Origin of the sequence: Phytohabitans sp. LJ34, from assembly GCF_052068095.1 — a bacterium.
In the GTDB taxonomy this organism is placed as follows: domain Bacteria; phylum Actinomycetota; class Actinomycetes; order Mycobacteriales; family Micromonosporaceae; genus Phytohabitans.
The window spans coordinates 87,892-101,694 of the sequence record NZ_JBQHDG010000015.1 but is presented as its reverse complement, the minus strand read 5'-3'; the positions used below and the strand labels follow the sequence as shown (position 1 = coordinate 101,694).

The following is a 13,803-nucleotide window of genomic DNA, read 5'->3' as shown; positions in this document are numbered from 1 at the left end:
TCGGCGGGGACAAAGGTGCTTCGGACGGGATTTACAACGGCTACCGACACCGTACGGTTACCGGCTGCCCAAACCCCAGCAGATTACCCCGCGACGCCGCACACCTCGAACTCGCCGGTGCCCCTGTCCTGGGCCAGCGTGATCTCCAGCCGGTCACTCCCGCCGGTGGCGTACGTGACGTCGGCCGGCACGGTCAGGCTGGTCAGCTTGAACTCGCCCACCTGGTACGACGTGATGCGCGGCTCCCGGGACACCCGCGCGGTGAACTGGGCGGGCGTCTCGTCCTCCTGCCGCTGGTCGCAGAGCAGCTTGTACGCGTCTTCGTAATTCTGGTCGGAGAGCGCGTCGAAATAGTCGCCGACGATCGTCTGGGCCTGCTCGTTGAGCGCGTCGGCCTGGGTCACGACGAGCCCGACCAGCGCGGTGCCCCCGGCGCCGCAGCACAGCACCGCGGCGAGGCCGGCCACACCCAGGGACAGCCACATGCGCGCGGTGCGCCCCTCGGTCGGCGGCGCCGCGAACGGCGGCGTCACGCCCGGACCGGGTGGTGGCGGTGGCGCGTGGGTGGGCGAGGGGGCGCCGGCTGCCAGCGTCATGACCGCAAGAGTAGTGCGCGCGGGGTCACTCGGTCGCGCGGTCGCTGGCGGCCGTGACGACCTCGCCGCCGGGTGCCGCTTCGGCCAGCGCCTCGTACGCCGAGGGCTCGTCCAGTGACTCGGCGAGCAGCGGCGTCGCGTACACCTTGACGTCGAAGGCGCCGAGGGCCCGCCGGTAGGTGCCGACCGACTCCCACTCGGTGACCAGGCACCAGTGCGCGGGCTCGTCGAGCGAGCGGGTGAGCCGGCCGCGCCGGTAGCCGGGACGTGCGGCAAGGGCGGCCAGGGCGGCGTGTGCCCGCTCGGTGAACGAACCCGCCGCGTCCTCCTCGACCACGAACCGGTTGAGGACGAGCACGCGCGCCTCCTTAGAGTGAGTCCCATGAAGGGTACGCGTGACGCCCGGCTGGCCCGGGTCAACCCGACCGCCGCGTTCCTCGGGGCTCTGGTCGTCGTGCTCGTGGGCCTCTTCGCGCCCGGGGTGATCGGCGGGGTGGTGCTGCTGGCACTGGCGGCGGGGATGATCTACCTGATGACCCGCACCTGGCCGATTACGGCGCAGCGGACCCGCACGATCCGGGTCGTGATGCTCGGCGTGCTGCTCCTCGTGGCCCTCTTCAAGATCCTGTAACCCATGCGCTTTTGACAATCATTGTCATGTCGGCGGAGAGTGGGTACATGCGAAACCGCCCCACCCCTCGGGCACTCCTCGCCGCGGCTCTCGTGATCGGCACGCTCACCGCGTGTGGCGACGACGCCCCGGACGCCGGCACTGCCCCGACCAAGCTCGACGTCGTGGCCGCCTTCTACCCGCTCCAGTTCGTCGCGGAGAAGGTCGGCGGCGACGCGGTGAGCGTGACCAACCTCGCCAAGCCTGGCGCCGAGCCGCACGACCTGGAGCTCAACGCCGACCAGGTCGCCCAGATCGCCGACGCCAAGGTCGTCGTCTACCTCAAGGGCTTCCAGCCGGCCGTCGACGAGGCGGTGGAGCAGCAGGGCGCCGACCGGGCGTTCGACGTCTCGACAGCCGTGCCGCTGCTCGACGCCTCCGCCGGCCACGAGCACGAGGGCGAGGAGGCCGGTGCCGAGGAGGGGCACGAGGAAGAGGCGACCGGCGGCAAGGACCCGCACGTCTGGCTCGACCCCACCCGCCTGGCCACCATCGGCGAGAAGGTCGCCGAGCGCCTCGGGCAGGCCGACCCGGACCACGCCGCCGACTACACCGCCCGCGCGGCCACGCTCCGCACCGACCTCGACGCGCTGGACAAGGAGTACGCGGCGGGCCTCAAGACCTGCCAGCGCCGGGAGATCGTGACCAGCCACTCCGCGTTCGGTTACCTGGCCGACCGGTACGACCTGGACCAGATCGGCATCACCGGTCTCACTCCGGAGGACGAGCCCTCGCCCGCCCGCCTGGCCGAGGTGGCCAACGAGGCGCGCGAGCACAAGGCGACCACGATCTTCTTCGAGACGCTGGTGAGCCCCAAGGTCGCCGAGACCATCGCGAGCGAGGTCGGCGCGAAGACCGCGGTGCTCGATCCGATCGAAGGGCTGCAACCGGGCAGCTCGGACGACTACTTTTCGGTAATGCGGAAAAACCTCGCAGCGCTCAAGCCGGCGCTCGGCTGCACATGACCGACAACGTCGTCGACGTTTCGCACGGGGTGGTCGCATACGGCGACCGCCCCGTCCTGCGTGACGTCTCCCTCCGCGTCACCGCCGGCGAGGTGGTGGCGATCCTCGGCGCCAACGGTTCGGGCAAGTCGACGCTGATCCGCGCGATCCTCGGGCTCATCCCGCTCCGCCAGGGCACGATCGCGCTCTTCGGCACGCCGCTGCGTCGCTTCCGGCAGTGGCACCGCATCGGGTACGTGCCGCAGCGGGTCGGCGCCGGCAGCGGCGTGCCCGCCACGGTGCGCGAGGTCGTCGCCTCGGGCCGCCTCGCCCGCCGCGGCGTGCTCCGCCCGCCGGGTGCCGCGGACAAGGCCGCGGTGGTCGCCGCGCTGGCGGCCGTCGGCCTCGCCGAGCGGGCCGGCGACCCGGTGGCCACCCTCTCCGGCGGCCAGCAGCAGCGCACGCTGATCGCCCGCGCGCTGGCCGGCGGGCCCGAGCTGCTGGTGCTCGACGAGCCGACGGCCGGCGTCGACGCGGCCAGCCAGGAGGCGTTCGCGGAGGCGCTGCGCGGCTTCGTGGCCGCCGGCGGCACGGTGCTGCTCGTCGCGCACGAGCTCGGGCCGCTCCAGCCGCTGGTGGGGCGCGCGGTGGTCGTACACGATGGACAGATCGCGCACGACGGCGCGTGCCCGCCGCCGGCCGGCCATCACGCCCTCCCGGGCCACGACCACGTCCACCCGCACGAACATCCGGCGCCGCACGGGGTGTTCCAGACGTGAGCATGTTCCAGTACGACTTCATGATCCGCGCGCTGATCGGCGCGCTGGTCATCGGGCTGTCCGCGCCCGCGCTCGGCATCTACCTCGTGCAGCGGCGGATGTCCCTGATCGGCGACGGCATCGGCCACGTGGCGCTCACCGGCGTCGGCGTGGGCCTGCTGCTCGACCGCTCCCCCGTGCTCACCGCGGTGATCGTCGCCACAATCGGCGCCGTCGCGATCGAGCTGCTCCGCGAGCGCGGCCGCACCTCCGGCGACCAGGCGCTCGCGCTGCTCTTCTACGGCGGCATCGCGGGCGGTGTGATGCTTGTCGGCCTCTCCAGCAACCGCAGCAACGCCAACCTCATGGCGTACCTCTTCGGCTCGCTCACCACCACCTCTCGCGACGACCTCGTGGTGATCGTCGTGCTGGGTGCGGCGGTGCTCGCCGCGATGCTGCTGCTGCGCCCGGCGCTCTTCGCGATCTGCCACGACGAGGAGTACGCCCGCGTCTCCGGCCTGCCCGTCCGCACCCTCAACGTGCTGATCGCGGTCACCGCCGCGGTCACCGTCACGATCGCCATGCGCACGGTCGGTTTGCTGCTGGTCAGCGCGCTGATGGTGGTGCCGGTGGCGGCCGCGCAGCAGGTCACCCGCGGCTTCCGCGGCACGATGGCGCTCGCGATGGGGCTGGGCGTGCTCTCCGCCGGCACCGGAGTCTGGCTGGCCGGCGAGGCGGACACCGCCGCCGGCGCGACGATCGTGGTGCTGGCCATCGGCGGGTTCATCGCGATCGCCGCCGGGGCCGCCGCCTGGCGGCTGCTGCGTCGCCGCGTCCAGGCTTTCCCCCAAACCGCCGACGTGGAACCCCCTGACGTCGTGCTCGAGCGCTGATCCCGCGCCGATTTGGTCTACGGTTGCGGGATGACCACGACGGCCGGATACGAGGCGTACGAAGGTGCGGGCGAGTTGCTCCGCGCCCTGTCCGCCCCTATCCGGGTCGCGATCGTCACCGAGCTCGCGGGCGGCGAGCGCTGCGTGCACGAGCTGGTTGACAAGCTCGGCGCGCCGCAGCCGCTCGTCTCCCAGCACCTGCGCGTCCTGCGTGGCGCCGGCGTGGTGCGAGGCGCCCGGCGCGGCCGTGAGATCGCATACACGCTGGTCGACGAGCACATCGCGCACATCGTGGCGGACGCCGTCAGCCACGCGCGGGAGGCACACGTGAGAGAGCGTGGCCCGACGGCGGCGGCGCACGACGGCGGTGAGCGAGCGATCGAGGAGAAGCATTGACCATCGAGGAGGGGACCGGGGCCGCGGTCCGCAATACGCGCCAGCGCACGGCCGTGAGCTCCCTGCTGGGTGAGGTGGAGGGCTTCCACAGCGCGCAGGAGCTGCACGCGATGCTGCGCGAGCGGGGTGAGCGGGTCGGCCTGACCACGGTCTACCGCACGCTTCAGGGCCTGGCCGACTCGGGCGAGGTCGACGTGATGCGGCCGCCGGGCGGCGAGCACCTCTACCGCCGGTGCAGCGAGGGCCACCATCACCACCTGGTCTGCCGCTCCTGCGGCCGCACCGTCGAGGTCGAGGGTCCCGCGGTGGAGAGCTGGGCCGACCGCGTGGCCGCACAGCACGGTTTCGTCGGTGTGAGCCACACGCTCGAAATCTTCGGCACCTGCCCGGAGTGCGCCATTCGCACCGGGTGATCTTGGAGGGCGTGCGGGACGCTGGTTCCCGTGAAGATTTACGCCGACCGCGCCCCCACCGCCGCACGCCAAATAGTCACCGATGTACTCGTCGCCGCCTGGGTGTACGCGGCCATCCGGGCCGCGATGTGGCTGCACGACCTGGTGCAAAAGCTGGCGATACCCGGCCAGCGCCTGGAGGGGGCGAGCACCGGGCTCGCCGACGGCCTGTCCGATGTGGGCAGCAAAATCGGCCGCGTCCCGCTCGTTGGTGACGAGCTGACCGCACCCTTCAACGGCGCGGCCGACGCCGCCCGTTCGATGGCCGACGCCGGGCAGCAGCAACAGAGCATCGTCGACGACCTGTCGCTCGCCCTCTCGTTGGGCCTGCTCGTCTTCCCGCTGGGCCTGGTGCTCTTCGTGTGGCTGCCGCTGCGGGTCCGCTGGATCCGCCGGGCCGGTGCCGCGGCGAGCCTGCGCGCGGCCCCCGCGGGACGCGACCTGCTGGCCCTACGCGCGCTGGCGACCCAGCCCTTGCGCAAGCTGACGAAGATCGACCCCGATGTCGCGCAAGCCTGGCGCCGCGGCGACGAAGACGCGGTGGCGGCGCTGGCCGCGCTCGAACTCAAGGGTCTCGGCCTCCGTGGTTGACCCTTGAAACAGATGAGCTACCGCGATGTCCGCGGTGGTACGGACCGTCGCTCCCGCGGCCTCACCCTGATCGTCTGGTCACGCCCCACCCCCAAGAGGGCTGCCCTCTTGGCGGCGGGCCTGCACAGTGCCGGAGGCGAAAGGTGAGCGCGACCAACCGCGCAGGGTGAGGCCGCGGGAGCAGCGGTCTGGACCACCGCGAACGTCGCGGTAGCTCGAATCGGTTTTGAACTCAGCTGGGTGGCGGGATGCGGCGCCGAACGTCTTCCGCGGTCGAAGGGCCGGGCTCCCAGGTCGCGACCCAGGCCGCGTCCGATGTGGACGTCACCACGCCCTCTTCCAGGAAGGTGTAGCGGCCTTCGAGGACGCGCTTCGCGACCTTGGTGTCGAGCGAGTCGGTGTTGTCCCACAGCGCCGCGAAGAGCGCCTCCGCACGCAGCCGCGCCTGGCGGCAGAAGAGGTCGGCCAGCTCGACACCCTCGGGCCGCGTCTCGCGCTCGGAGCGGGCGCGCACGCACACCGCCGACATCGCGAACAGCTCCGCGCCGATGTCGACGATCCGGCCGAGGAAGCCCTGCTTGCGCTCCAGCTTTCCCTGCCAGCGGGACATCGCGTAGAACGTCGAGCGGGCCAGCTTGCGGGAAGCGCGCTCCACGTACCGCAGGTGGCTGGCCAGCGGGCCGAACTCGCCGTAGCCGTTGGGGACCTGCCCGCGCCCGACGGCGAGGGTGGGGAGCCACTTGGCGTAGAAGGCGCCGGCCTTCGCGCCCGCCCGGGCCTTGCGCCCCAGGCCGGCGTCCGGGTCGATGATGTCGCCGGCGACGGAGAGGTGGGCGTCGACCGCCTCGCGGGCGATCAGCAGGTGCATGATCTCGGTGGAGCCCTCGAAGATCCGGTTGATCCGCAGGTCGCGGAGGAGCTGCTCGACCTCGACCGCGCGCTCGCCGCGGGCGGCCAGCGAGTCGGCCGTCTCGTATCCCCGGCCGCCGCGCACCTGGATCAGCTCGTCGGCGACCTGCCAGGCCATCTCGCTCGCGAAGAGCTTGACCAGCGCGGCCTCGATGCGGATGTCGTTGCGGTCGTCGTCGGCGATGAGGCAGCAGAGGTCCAACATGGACTCCATCGCGTACGTGGTGGCGGCGATGAAGGCGATCTTCTTGGCCACCGCCTCGTGCTTGCCGACCGCCCGCCCCCACTGCACCCGCTCCGCGGACCACTCGCGGGCCACGTTGAGCGACCACTTGCCGGCGCCGACGCACATCGCGGGGAGGGAGAGGCGGCCCGTGTTCAGGGTCGTGAGGGCGATCTTGAGCCCTTTGCCCAGCCCACCGATGACGTTTTCCGCGGGCACGAACACGTCGTGGAAGCGGGTGACGCTGTTTTCCAGCCCGCGCAGGCCGAGGAACGCGTTGCGCCGCTCGATCGTGATGCCCTCGGCGTCGCCCTCGACCACGAACGCGGTGATGCCCTTGTCGGGCACCCGCGCCATCACGACGAGCAGCGTGGCGACCGTGCCGTTGGTGGCCCAGAGCTTGACGCCGTTGAGCTTGTACCCACCCTCGACCGGCTCGGCGATGGTGCCGAGGCGGGCCGGGTCGGAGCCGACGTCGGGCTCGGTGAGCAGAAAAGCGGAGACCTCGCCGCCGGCCAGCCGGGGCAGGTACTTCTGCTTCTGCTCGTCGGTGCCGAAGATCTTGAGGGGCTGCGGCACGCCGATCGACTGGTGCGCCGAGAGGAGCGCGCCGATCGAGGGGTTGACCGAGCCGGCGAGCGTGAGCGCCTTGCAGTAGTGCAAATTGGACAGCCCGAGCCCGCCGTACTTCTTGTCGATCTTCATGCCGAACGCGCCGAGCCCGGCCAGCCCCTGGAAGACCTCGTCCGGGATGCGCGCCTCACGCTCGATCCGCGGGCCATCCACATCGGACCGCACGTAGGCGTCGAGCTTGGCCAGGAACTCCTCGGCGTCGGGCCGCTCCTCCGCAGCCGGCCAGGGATCGATCAGGTCCAACCGGAAGCGCCCGAGAAAGAGCTCCTTGCCGAAGCTCGGCTTGCGCCACTCCGACTCGCGCGCGGCCTCGGCGACCTGCCTGGCCTGCTTTTCCGAAACGGTCGCGGTCACGGCTAACCCCCTTGGCGAGGACGGCTTAGTGCCACGCTACCCGTAGGTACTACTGGGCGGTAGGGTTCTCGTCCCGATCGTCCCGGCGCAGCAGTGGAAGCACGAGCCACAACAACAGGAACCACGCCCCCGTGAGCCCGCTGAGCAGGCACGCCACCCACCGGTCGAGGATGAAGTCGGTGATCAGCAGTACCGCGCTCACCATCGCCACCAGCATGAACACGAGCCCGATGGAGGCCATCCGGTGCGCCGACCGGACCAGCTCCGGCTTACGCCCGCGCTGGAAGAGCACCCGGTGGTACGCGACCGGCGCGATGAGCGTGGCGGCAGCGCCGGCGGCGGCGAGCAGCGAGACGATGTACACGTCGCGCTGGAACTCGTTCACCTTGTCGAAGCCCGCGCTGAACGGCAGCGTCAGCAGGAAGGCGAAGAGGATCTGCACACCGGTCTGCGCCACCCGCAGTTCCTGAAGCAGGTCGGCGAAGTTGCGCTCATAGCGCTCCTTGTCGGTCTCCGGCACGCCGCCGACAGTGCCCCGGCCACCCCAAGATCAAACCCGCTCCTGATCAAGGCCGTTCGGTCAGGACGAACAGAGCGTGAAACCGAATGCTTCGTTCCCGGGTCCGCGTCAGCGGCAGACCGCCGCTCCCGCCGGAGACCGCTCCGGCCGGCGGCGAGCTGGCGCTCGCCGAGATCCCCGACCTCCGCTGCCACGTCCGCGAGACAAGTGCCACCCCTGAACCGCCCGGTCGCCGCCCGGACGCACAAACGGGGCAGCTCGACAGGCGAAGCGGCGACCGCGACCAACAGCGGACGGGTGAGGCCGCGGGAGCAACGGTCTGGACCACGACGGACATCGCGGTAGCCCAAAGATTTGGAAATGGCCTCGACGCCAGCGGGCCCTCGATCCTGAAAGCAGGCCCTAGGCGCCGCGGCGGAGGCGGCCTTCGTAGCGGGCTTCGAGGGCGTGGTTGTGCTCGTCGCCGCCGGGGATGTTGGCGGAGAGGTAGACCGGTGGGGCCTCGCCGGCGTCGAGCATCCGGCGCACCACCTCGACCACCATCTGCTGGGCGAGCAGCGCGGCGGTGATCGAGGAGATCGCGCCGACCGCGCCGCCACCGGCCAGCGGGAGCGTGGCGTCGCCGTAGGGGGCGCCGTTGTCGAGCACCACGTCCGCGATGTCGGAGAGCTTGCGCCCGGACGGGTGGCGGGAGTCGACGCCGGCCGAGTGGGCCAGCGAGGTGACCGCGATCAGCGCGTGGCCGCGCTCCTTGACCAGCGTGGCGAGCTCGACGATGGAGCCGTTGACGCCCGAGTTGGAGGCGAAGACGAAGGCGTCGGCGGGCCGCACCGGCGCCAGCGCGTACAGGCGGTGGGCCACCGACGGGTCGCGCTCCAGCATCGGGCCGAGCACGCTCGGTGGCTCGCCGCCGAAGAGCACGAGGTCACGCAGCGCGATGCGGTTGGTGGGTACGAGGCCGCCGGCCCGTCCGGCGATCTCCATCGCGAACGCCTCGGAATGGCCGCTCCCGAACGCGTGGACCACCCCGCCGGCCCGCAGCGCCGCGACGATGAGGTCGGCCGCCACGGCGACCTGGGAGCGCTGGCTGGCCGCGACCTTTTCCATGGTCGAGACAGCCGTGCGCAGGAAGCCGTCCGCGCTCAGCTCCTCACTCATACTGCTGTTTCGGCGGGTCGATCTGGGTCCAGGTCTCGACCTCGATGTACGGGATGCTCTCCTCGTTGACCGGGTCGGTGACGGTCTGGTCGGTGTACTTGCCGACGACCTCGACCCAGGTGTCGTTGGCCAGCCCGGCGGGCGCGTTGCCCGACATGCCCACCTTGATCGGGCGCCCGTCGGCCGCGCAGCAGCTCAGGATGATCCGGGCCAGGATGGGCTCGCCGTTGGGGCCCTGCGCCACGAAGCCGGTCAGCTGCACCGTGCGGTCGCCGAGCGAGACGCCCTTGTCGAAGACCGCCCGCGACGCGTAGTCGAGCACGCTGATCTTGGCGGGGTCGCCGGCCGGCAGCGGTGGGTAGTCGGATATCTGCTGGCTGGAGAGGGCGGTGCCGGCCTGGCCCGCCGCGTACGACCCGAGGGCCGGTGGGGCGACCAGCAGCAGGCCCAGCACCGGCAGGATGAGCAGCCAGGCCACCCACGGTTCGCGGTGCGGCTTGCCGTCACCGTGGTCGTGGTCGGCGTGCTCGCCGGCGGAGGCGTCCCGGGGCCGGAGCACCTCGTGCACCAGCGTCATCACCGCGGCCGCGATCAGCACGAGACCAGCCGCGATCAGGAAGGGCCGGAGCGACTCCTTCACGTACCGCAGGTACATGTCGGTCACGCTGGCCCGGACGATCGCGCCGCCGAACAGCAGCATGACCACCGCCTGCGCCTGCTTGTTCATAGAACCACCGCCCCTACGCCGACGGCCGCGAGGACGCAGATCGCGAACGTCGCCGGGGCGAACCGGGACGCGAACCGGCGGCCGAACACCCCGGTCTGCATCGAGATCAGCTTGAGGTCGACCATCGGGCCGACCACCAGGAAGACCAGCCGCGACGTGAGCGAGAACTGGGAGAGCGAAGCGGCCACGAACGCGTCGGCCTCCGAACAGATCGACAGGAGCACGGCCAGCACGGCGAGCGCCAGCACGGAGAGCACCGGGTTGTCGGCGAGGGTTTGCAGCCAGCGCTCGGGCACCACGACGTTGATGGTCGCGGCGGCCATCGCGCCGAGCACGAGGAAGCCGCCGGCGTGCACGACGTCGTGCCGCACCGACGCCCAGAACGCCCGCGCCTTCGGCATGCCGTCGATGTCGGGACGGTGTGGCAGGCGGATCCACTCGGCCTTGCCGAGACGCAGCCAGAGCCACCCCATGATCATGGCGACGATCAGGCTGGCCACCCCTCGGCCAACCACCATCTCCGGGTTGTTCGGGAACGCGACGGCGGTGGCGGCCAGCACGATCGGGTTGATCGCCGGGGCGGCGAGCAGGAAGGCCAGCGCGGCCGCGGGCGTGACCCCGCGGCGGATCAGCGAGCCGGCGATCGGCACGGCACCGCACTCGCAGCCAGGCAGCACCACGCCCGCGCAGCTCGCCACCGGCACGGCGAGCGCGGGGTGGCGGGGCAGCGCGCGGGCCCAGAAGGAGCGCGGCACGTACACGGCGATGATGGCGGAGAGCACCACCCCGAAGACGAGGAACGGCACCGCCTGCACCATCACCGACACGAACACGGTGGTCCAGGTCTGTAGGCGCGGGTTGGAGATGGCGTCGGCGACCGGGCCCCGGAAGAGCACGAGCAGGACGAGCAGCACCGCCAGGATCTCGACCGAACCGATGCGGTCGCCGAAGATCCGCCGGCGCGGCTGAGGCTCTTCGGGTGGTGGCGGGGGCGTCCAGTCGATCTCGTCGCCGTCGGGCTGCACAGTCGCGCGGTCTGCGGCAGTCACAGCAGGTGGTTCCCTTCACTCGCGCGGCCCGCCTCAGGGTAGCCGGTGTTAACGTTGGCGGAAACAACCGACAGGGGAGCGCACAGCGCTGAGAGTGCGGTTGCCGCAGGACCGAGGCGGCCGCAGACCCTCGAACCTGATCTGGGTAATGCCAGCGCAGGGAGTCGATTCTCAGGCTCGCCGATCGCCGGCGTGCGTCTTCTCCTGGTTCGCGAGGACTGGGAGGTTTTCACATGAACAACAACCGTTGGCGCACCGTCGACGTCGTGGTCGCGGCCGTGCTCGGCGTCGCGTTCGGCGTCATCTTCTGGGCCTGGGGCCTGCTGTGGGACGGCCCGGCCAGCGCCATCCCGCTGCCCGGCCGCGCGCTCGTCTACGGCATCTGGCTGGTCCCGGCCGTGCTCGGCCCGCTGGTCATCCGCAAGCCGGGCGCCGGCGTCTTCACCGAGCTGGTGGCCGCCACCGTCTCGACGTTCTTCGGCTCACCGTGGGGCCTGGAGACACTGCTCTACGGGCTGTTTCAGGGCGCGGCGGGCGAGTTCGCGTTCGCGGCGACCGGCTACCGGAGCTGGCGCCTGCCCACCGCGATCGTCGGCGGGGCGCTGGCCGGCGTCGCGGCCACTCTGCTCGACTTGAGCAGGTACTACCCCGACACGAGCGCCGCCTGGAAGTGGGCCTACGCCGCCCTCCTCGTGCTCAGCTCGGCGGTCATCGCAGGCGTGGGCGCCTGGGCGCTGACCAGGGCGCTGGCCCAGACGGGCGTGCTCGACCGCTTCCCGGCGGGGCGCGACCGAGCACTGGTGTGATCCGGGCCAAGGGCTTCGGCTGGCGGCACGCGGGGCGCAAGGCGTGGGCCGTCCGGGGGCTCGACCTGCGCGTCGAGCGCGGCGAGCGGGTGCTGCTGCTGGGACCGTCCGGCGCCGGCAAGAGCACGCTGCTGGCCGCGCTCGCCGGGCTGCTCGCCGCCGACTCGGGCGAGTCCGAGGGCACGGTAGAGGTCGACGGGCGGGTCGGCATCGTCTTCCAGGACCCGGAGACCCAGCTCGTGATGGCGCGGGCCGGCGACGACGTGGCCTTCGGGCTGGAAAACCACGCCGTGCCGGCCGCGGAGATCTGGCCCCGGGTCGACGAGGCGCTGGCCCGGGTCGGCTTTCCCTACGGCCGCGACCGCTCCACCGCCGCCCTGTCCGGCGGCGAGCAGCAGCGGCTGGCGCTGGCCGGCGCGCTCGCCCTCCGCCCCGAGGTGCTGCTGCTGGACGAGCCCACCGCCAACCTCGATCCGGCCGGCGCCGACCTGGTACGTGGCGCCCTCCGCGAAGCCCTCGACGCCGGCACCACCGTCGTCCTTGTCGAGCACCGGGTCGCCGAGGCACTCCCGCTCGTCGACCGGGTCGTCGTCCTCGATCCCGGCGGCGGGCTCCGCGCCGACGGCCCGCCGGACGAGGTCTTCGCCAACCACGGCGACCGCTTGGCCGCCGAGGGCGTGTGGGTGCCGGGCCATCCGGTGGCGCCCCGGCGCGCTGACGCGCCGCCGGGAGAAGGGCTGCTCGCCGCGAAACGGGCCACCGTCCGCGGTCGGTTGCCCGCCGTCGATCTTCTGGTACGAGACGGCGAGGCACTCGCCATCCTCGGTCCGAACGGCACGGGCAAGTCGACGCTGGCCCTCCTCCTCGGCGGGCTCCTCAAGCCGGACGGCGGTCGGATCGCGGCCACCGCCGCGCTCGCCGGCCCCGACGTGGCCACTCCCCCGCACCGCTGGCGCGCGCCCGCCCTGGCGCGGCGGATCGGATCGGTGTTTCAGGACCCCGAGCACCAGTTCGTCACGTCCACTGTGTACGACGAGCTGGCGTTCGGCCCCCGGCGAACGGGACTGCCTGACGCCACGGTCAGGTCCACAGTGGACGGGCTGCTCGCCCGCCTGCGACTGGAACGGCTGGCCGGCGCCAACCCGTACACCCTCTCCGGTGGTGAGGCGCGGCGGCTGAGCGTGGCGACGGCGCTGGCGGCAGCCCCGGCACTGCTGGTTTTGGACGAGCCTACGTTCGGGCAGGACAGGCGCACCTGGATCGAGCTCGTCGACCTGCTCGCCGGCCTGCGCGACGAGGGCCGCGGGATCGTGACGGTGACGCACGACCCGGACTTCGTGGCGGCCCTGGCTGACCGGACGGTCAGGCTGTGAAACGCACCCCGCACGCCGTCCTCGCGCGGCGTAACCCGGTCGCCAAGGTGGCCGCGGCGCTCGTCTTCACCGTCGCACTCGTCACCACCCTCGACCCGGTGCCACCGGCCGCGGCGATCGCGATCGAGCTCGCGCTGGTGCCGCTCTTCGGCGTCCGCTACCGCACGCTCGCCCGCCGCGCCTGGCCGCTGCTGATCAGCGCCGCCGGCATCGCGCTGACGATGGTGCTCTTCGCCGCCGAGCGCACCGGCGACACGGTCGTGCAGGCCGGGCCCATCGAGGTCACGACGAGCGTGCTCAACGGTGCGCTCGGGCTGGCGCTGCGGGTGATCGCGATCGCCCTGCCCGGTGTGCTCGTCTTCGCCTCCATCGACCCGACCGACCTCGCCGACGCCCTGGTGCAGAACGTGCGCGCGCCGTACCGCTTCGCGATCGGCGCGCTCGCCGCGTTCCGCCTGGTGCCGCTGCTCGGCCAGGAGTGGCAGATGCTCCGCCTCGCCCGCCGAGCGAGGGGCGTCGACGCCGGCCGCAACCCGGTCGCCGCGGCGCGCCTGTTCGTCTCGACCGCGTTCGGGCTCCTCGTGGGCGCGATCCGGCGCGGCACGCGGCTGGCGGTGGCCATGGACGCGCGCGGATTCGACCGGGGCGGCCCGCGCAGCCAGGCCCGCACGCAGCGCTTTCGGGCCGCCGACGCGGCGCTCGTGTTCGGCGCGGTCGTACTCGCCGCGGCGGTGCTCTCCCTGGCGTGACC

Annotated in this window: 16 protein-coding genes, 1 pseudogene and 1 riboswitch; of the genes and pseudogenes, 10 read left to right on the top strand and 7 right to left on the bottom strand. The window is 72.1% G+C overall.

The window, feature by feature from the left end; translation table 11 throughout:
- Positions 1 to 83 precede the first annotated feature (83 nt).
- A complete protein-coding gene (locus ACTMTJ_RS25925; protein ID WP_441220322.1) occupies positions 84 to 596 on the bottom strand; it encodes an Rv0361 family membrane protein in 513 nt (170 codons plus the stop codon).
- Between the two features lie 25 nt (positions 597 to 621).
- Positions 622 to 954 carry an antibiotic biosynthesis monooxygenase family protein gene (locus ACTMTJ_RS25920; protein WP_441220321.1) on the bottom strand — a complete coding sequence of 111 codons (333 nt, stop codon included), beginning with the start codon at positions 952 to 954 and terminating at the stop codon, positions 622 to 624.
- Between the two features lie 24 nt (positions 955 to 978).
- Here ACTMTJ_RS25920 and ACTMTJ_RS25915 point away from each other — a divergent pair, with 24 nt between their 5' ends.
- From ACTMTJ_RS25915 to ACTMTJ_RS25885, 7 genes and pseudogenes are all read left to right on the top strand, one after another.
- Positions 979 to 1,227: a DUF6703 family protein gene (locus ACTMTJ_RS25915; RefSeq protein ID WP_441220320.1), complete on the top strand. Its 249-nt coding sequence runs from the start codon at positions 979 to 981 to the stop codon at positions 1,225 to 1,227.
- A gap of 47 nt (positions 1,228 to 1,274) precedes the next feature.
- Positions 1,275 to 2,231, top strand: a complete 957-nt coding sequence (locus tag ACTMTJ_RS25910; protein ID WP_441220567.1) for a metal ABC transporter substrate-binding protein — start codon at positions 1,275 to 1,277, stop codon at positions 2,229 to 2,231.
- On the top strand, positions 2,228 to 2,989 hold the full coding sequence (locus tag ACTMTJ_RS25905; protein ID WP_441220319.1) for a metal ABC transporter ATP-binding protein: 762 nt from the start codon (positions 2,228 to 2,230) through the stop codon (positions 2,987 to 2,989). Before ACTMTJ_RS25910 ends, ACTMTJ_RS25905 begins: the two co-directional genes overlap by 4 nt.
- Positions 2,986 to 3,861 carry a metal ABC transporter permease gene (locus tag ACTMTJ_RS25900; RefSeq protein WP_441220318.1) on the top strand — a complete coding sequence of 292 codons (876 nt, stop codon included), beginning with the start codon at positions 2,986 to 2,988 and terminating at the stop codon, positions 3,859 to 3,861. Before ACTMTJ_RS25905 ends, ACTMTJ_RS25900 begins: the two co-directional genes overlap by 4 nt.
- A gap of 30 nt (positions 3,862 to 3,891) precedes the next feature.
- Positions 3,892 to 4,182: pseudogene (locus ACTMTJ_RS25895) on the top strand (ArsR/SmtB family transcription factor); the annotation flags it as partial.
- Positions 4,183 to 4,259: 77 nt separating this feature from the next.
- Positions 4,260 to 4,670, top strand: a complete 411-nt coding sequence (locus ACTMTJ_RS25890; protein WP_441220565.1) for a Fur family transcriptional regulator — start codon at positions 4,260 to 4,262, stop codon at positions 4,668 to 4,670.
- A gap of 30 nt (positions 4,671 to 4,700) precedes the next feature.
- Entirely contained in the window at positions 4,701 to 5,300 is a 600-nt protein-coding gene (locus ACTMTJ_RS25885) for a hypothetical protein (RefSeq protein ID WP_441220317.1), read from the top strand.
- Between the two features lie 232 nt (positions 5,301 to 5,532).
- Here ACTMTJ_RS25885 and ACTMTJ_RS25880 read toward each other — a convergent pair whose 3' ends face one another.
- The 5 genes from ACTMTJ_RS25880 to ACTMTJ_RS25860 all read right to left on the bottom strand — a co-directional run bounded on the left by ACTMTJ_RS25880 (position 5,533) and on the right by ACTMTJ_RS25860 (position 10,777).
- A complete protein-coding gene (locus ACTMTJ_RS25880) occupies positions 5,533 to 7,419 on the bottom strand; it encodes an acyl-CoA dehydrogenase family protein (protein ID WP_441220316.1) in 1,887 nt (628 codons plus the stop codon).
- Between the two features lie 49 nt (positions 7,420 to 7,468).
- Positions 7,469 to 7,939, bottom strand: coding sequence for a DUF6328 family protein (locus tag ACTMTJ_RS25875; protein ID WP_441220315.1), 471 nt, complete (start codon positions 7,937 to 7,939; stop codon positions 7,469 to 7,471).
- 402 nt (positions 7,940 to 8,341) lie between these two features.
- A complete protein-coding gene (locus ACTMTJ_RS25870; RefSeq protein WP_441220314.1) occupies positions 8,342 to 9,097 on the bottom strand; it encodes a sugar isomerase domain-containing protein in 756 nt (251 codons plus the stop codon).
- Positions 9,090 to 9,824, bottom strand: a complete 735-nt coding sequence (locus tag ACTMTJ_RS25865) for a TIGR03943 family putative permease subunit (protein ID WP_441220313.1) — start codon at positions 9,822 to 9,824, stop codon at positions 9,090 to 9,092. Before ACTMTJ_RS25865 ends, ACTMTJ_RS25870 begins: the two co-directional genes overlap by 8 nt.
- Positions 9,821 to 10,777, bottom strand: coding sequence for a permease (locus tag ACTMTJ_RS25860; RefSeq protein WP_441220563.1), 957 nt, complete (start codon positions 10,775 to 10,777; stop codon positions 9,821 to 9,823). The genes ACTMTJ_RS25865 and ACTMTJ_RS25860 overlap by 4 nt, the downstream gene beginning before the upstream one ends.
- 158 nt (positions 10,778 to 10,935) lie before the next feature.
- Positions 10,936 to 11,053: riboswitch (TPP riboswitch) on the top strand.
- A gap of 53 nt (positions 11,054 to 11,106) precedes the next feature.
- On the opposite strand from ACTMTJ_RS25860, the gene ACTMTJ_RS25855 reads away from it, so the two are divergent.
- Genes ACTMTJ_RS25855 through ACTMTJ_RS25845 form a run of 3 tightly spaced genes read left to right on the top strand, consistent with a single transcriptional unit; the run spans position 11,107 to position 13,801 of the window.
- Entirely contained in the window at positions 11,107 to 11,679 is a 573-nt protein-coding gene (locus tag ACTMTJ_RS25855; protein ID WP_441220312.1) for an ECF transporter S component, read from the top strand.
- A complete protein-coding gene (locus ACTMTJ_RS25850) occupies positions 11,676 to 13,052 on the top strand; it encodes an ABC transporter ATP-binding protein (protein ID WP_441220311.1) in 1,377 nt (458 codons plus the stop codon). The genes ACTMTJ_RS25855 and ACTMTJ_RS25850 overlap by 4 nt, the downstream gene beginning before the upstream one ends.
- Entirely contained in the window at positions 13,049 to 13,801 is a 753-nt protein-coding gene (locus ACTMTJ_RS25845) for an energy-coupling factor transporter transmembrane component T family protein (RefSeq protein WP_441220310.1), read from the top strand. Before ACTMTJ_RS25850 ends, ACTMTJ_RS25845 begins: the two co-directional genes overlap by 4 nt.
- Positions 13,802 to 13,803 lie beyond the last annotated feature (2 nt).

Bases quoted from the DNA above. Each gene is read 5' to 3' on its own strand.
- ACTMTJ_RS25925 (WP_441220322.1), bottom strand. From the start codon at position 596: ATGACGCTGGCAGCCGGCGCCCCCTCGCCCACCCACGCGCCACCGCCA.
- ACTMTJ_RS25915 (WP_441220320.1), top strand. From the start codon at position 979: ATGAAGGGTACGCGTGACGCCCGGCTGGCCCGGGTCAACCCGACCGCC.
- ACTMTJ_RS25910 (WP_441220567.1), top strand. From the start codon at position 1,275: ATGCGAAACCGCCCCACCCCTCGGGCACTCCTCGCCGCGGCTCTCGTG.
- ACTMTJ_RS25905 (WP_441220319.1), top strand. From the start codon at position 2,228: ATGACCGACAACGTCGTCGACGTTTCGCACGGGGTGGTCGCATACGGC.
- ACTMTJ_RS25870 (WP_441220314.1), bottom strand. From the start codon at position 9,097: ATGAGTGAGGAGCTGAGCGCGGACGGCTTCCTGCGCACGGCTGTCTCG.
- ACTMTJ_RS25865 (WP_441220313.1), bottom strand. From the start codon at position 9,824: ATGAACAAGCAGGCGCAGGCGGTGGTCATGCTGCTGTTCGGCGGCGCG.
- ACTMTJ_RS25855 (WP_441220312.1), top strand. From the start codon at position 11,107: ATGAACAACAACCGTTGGCGCACCGTCGACGTCGTGGTCGCGGCCGTG.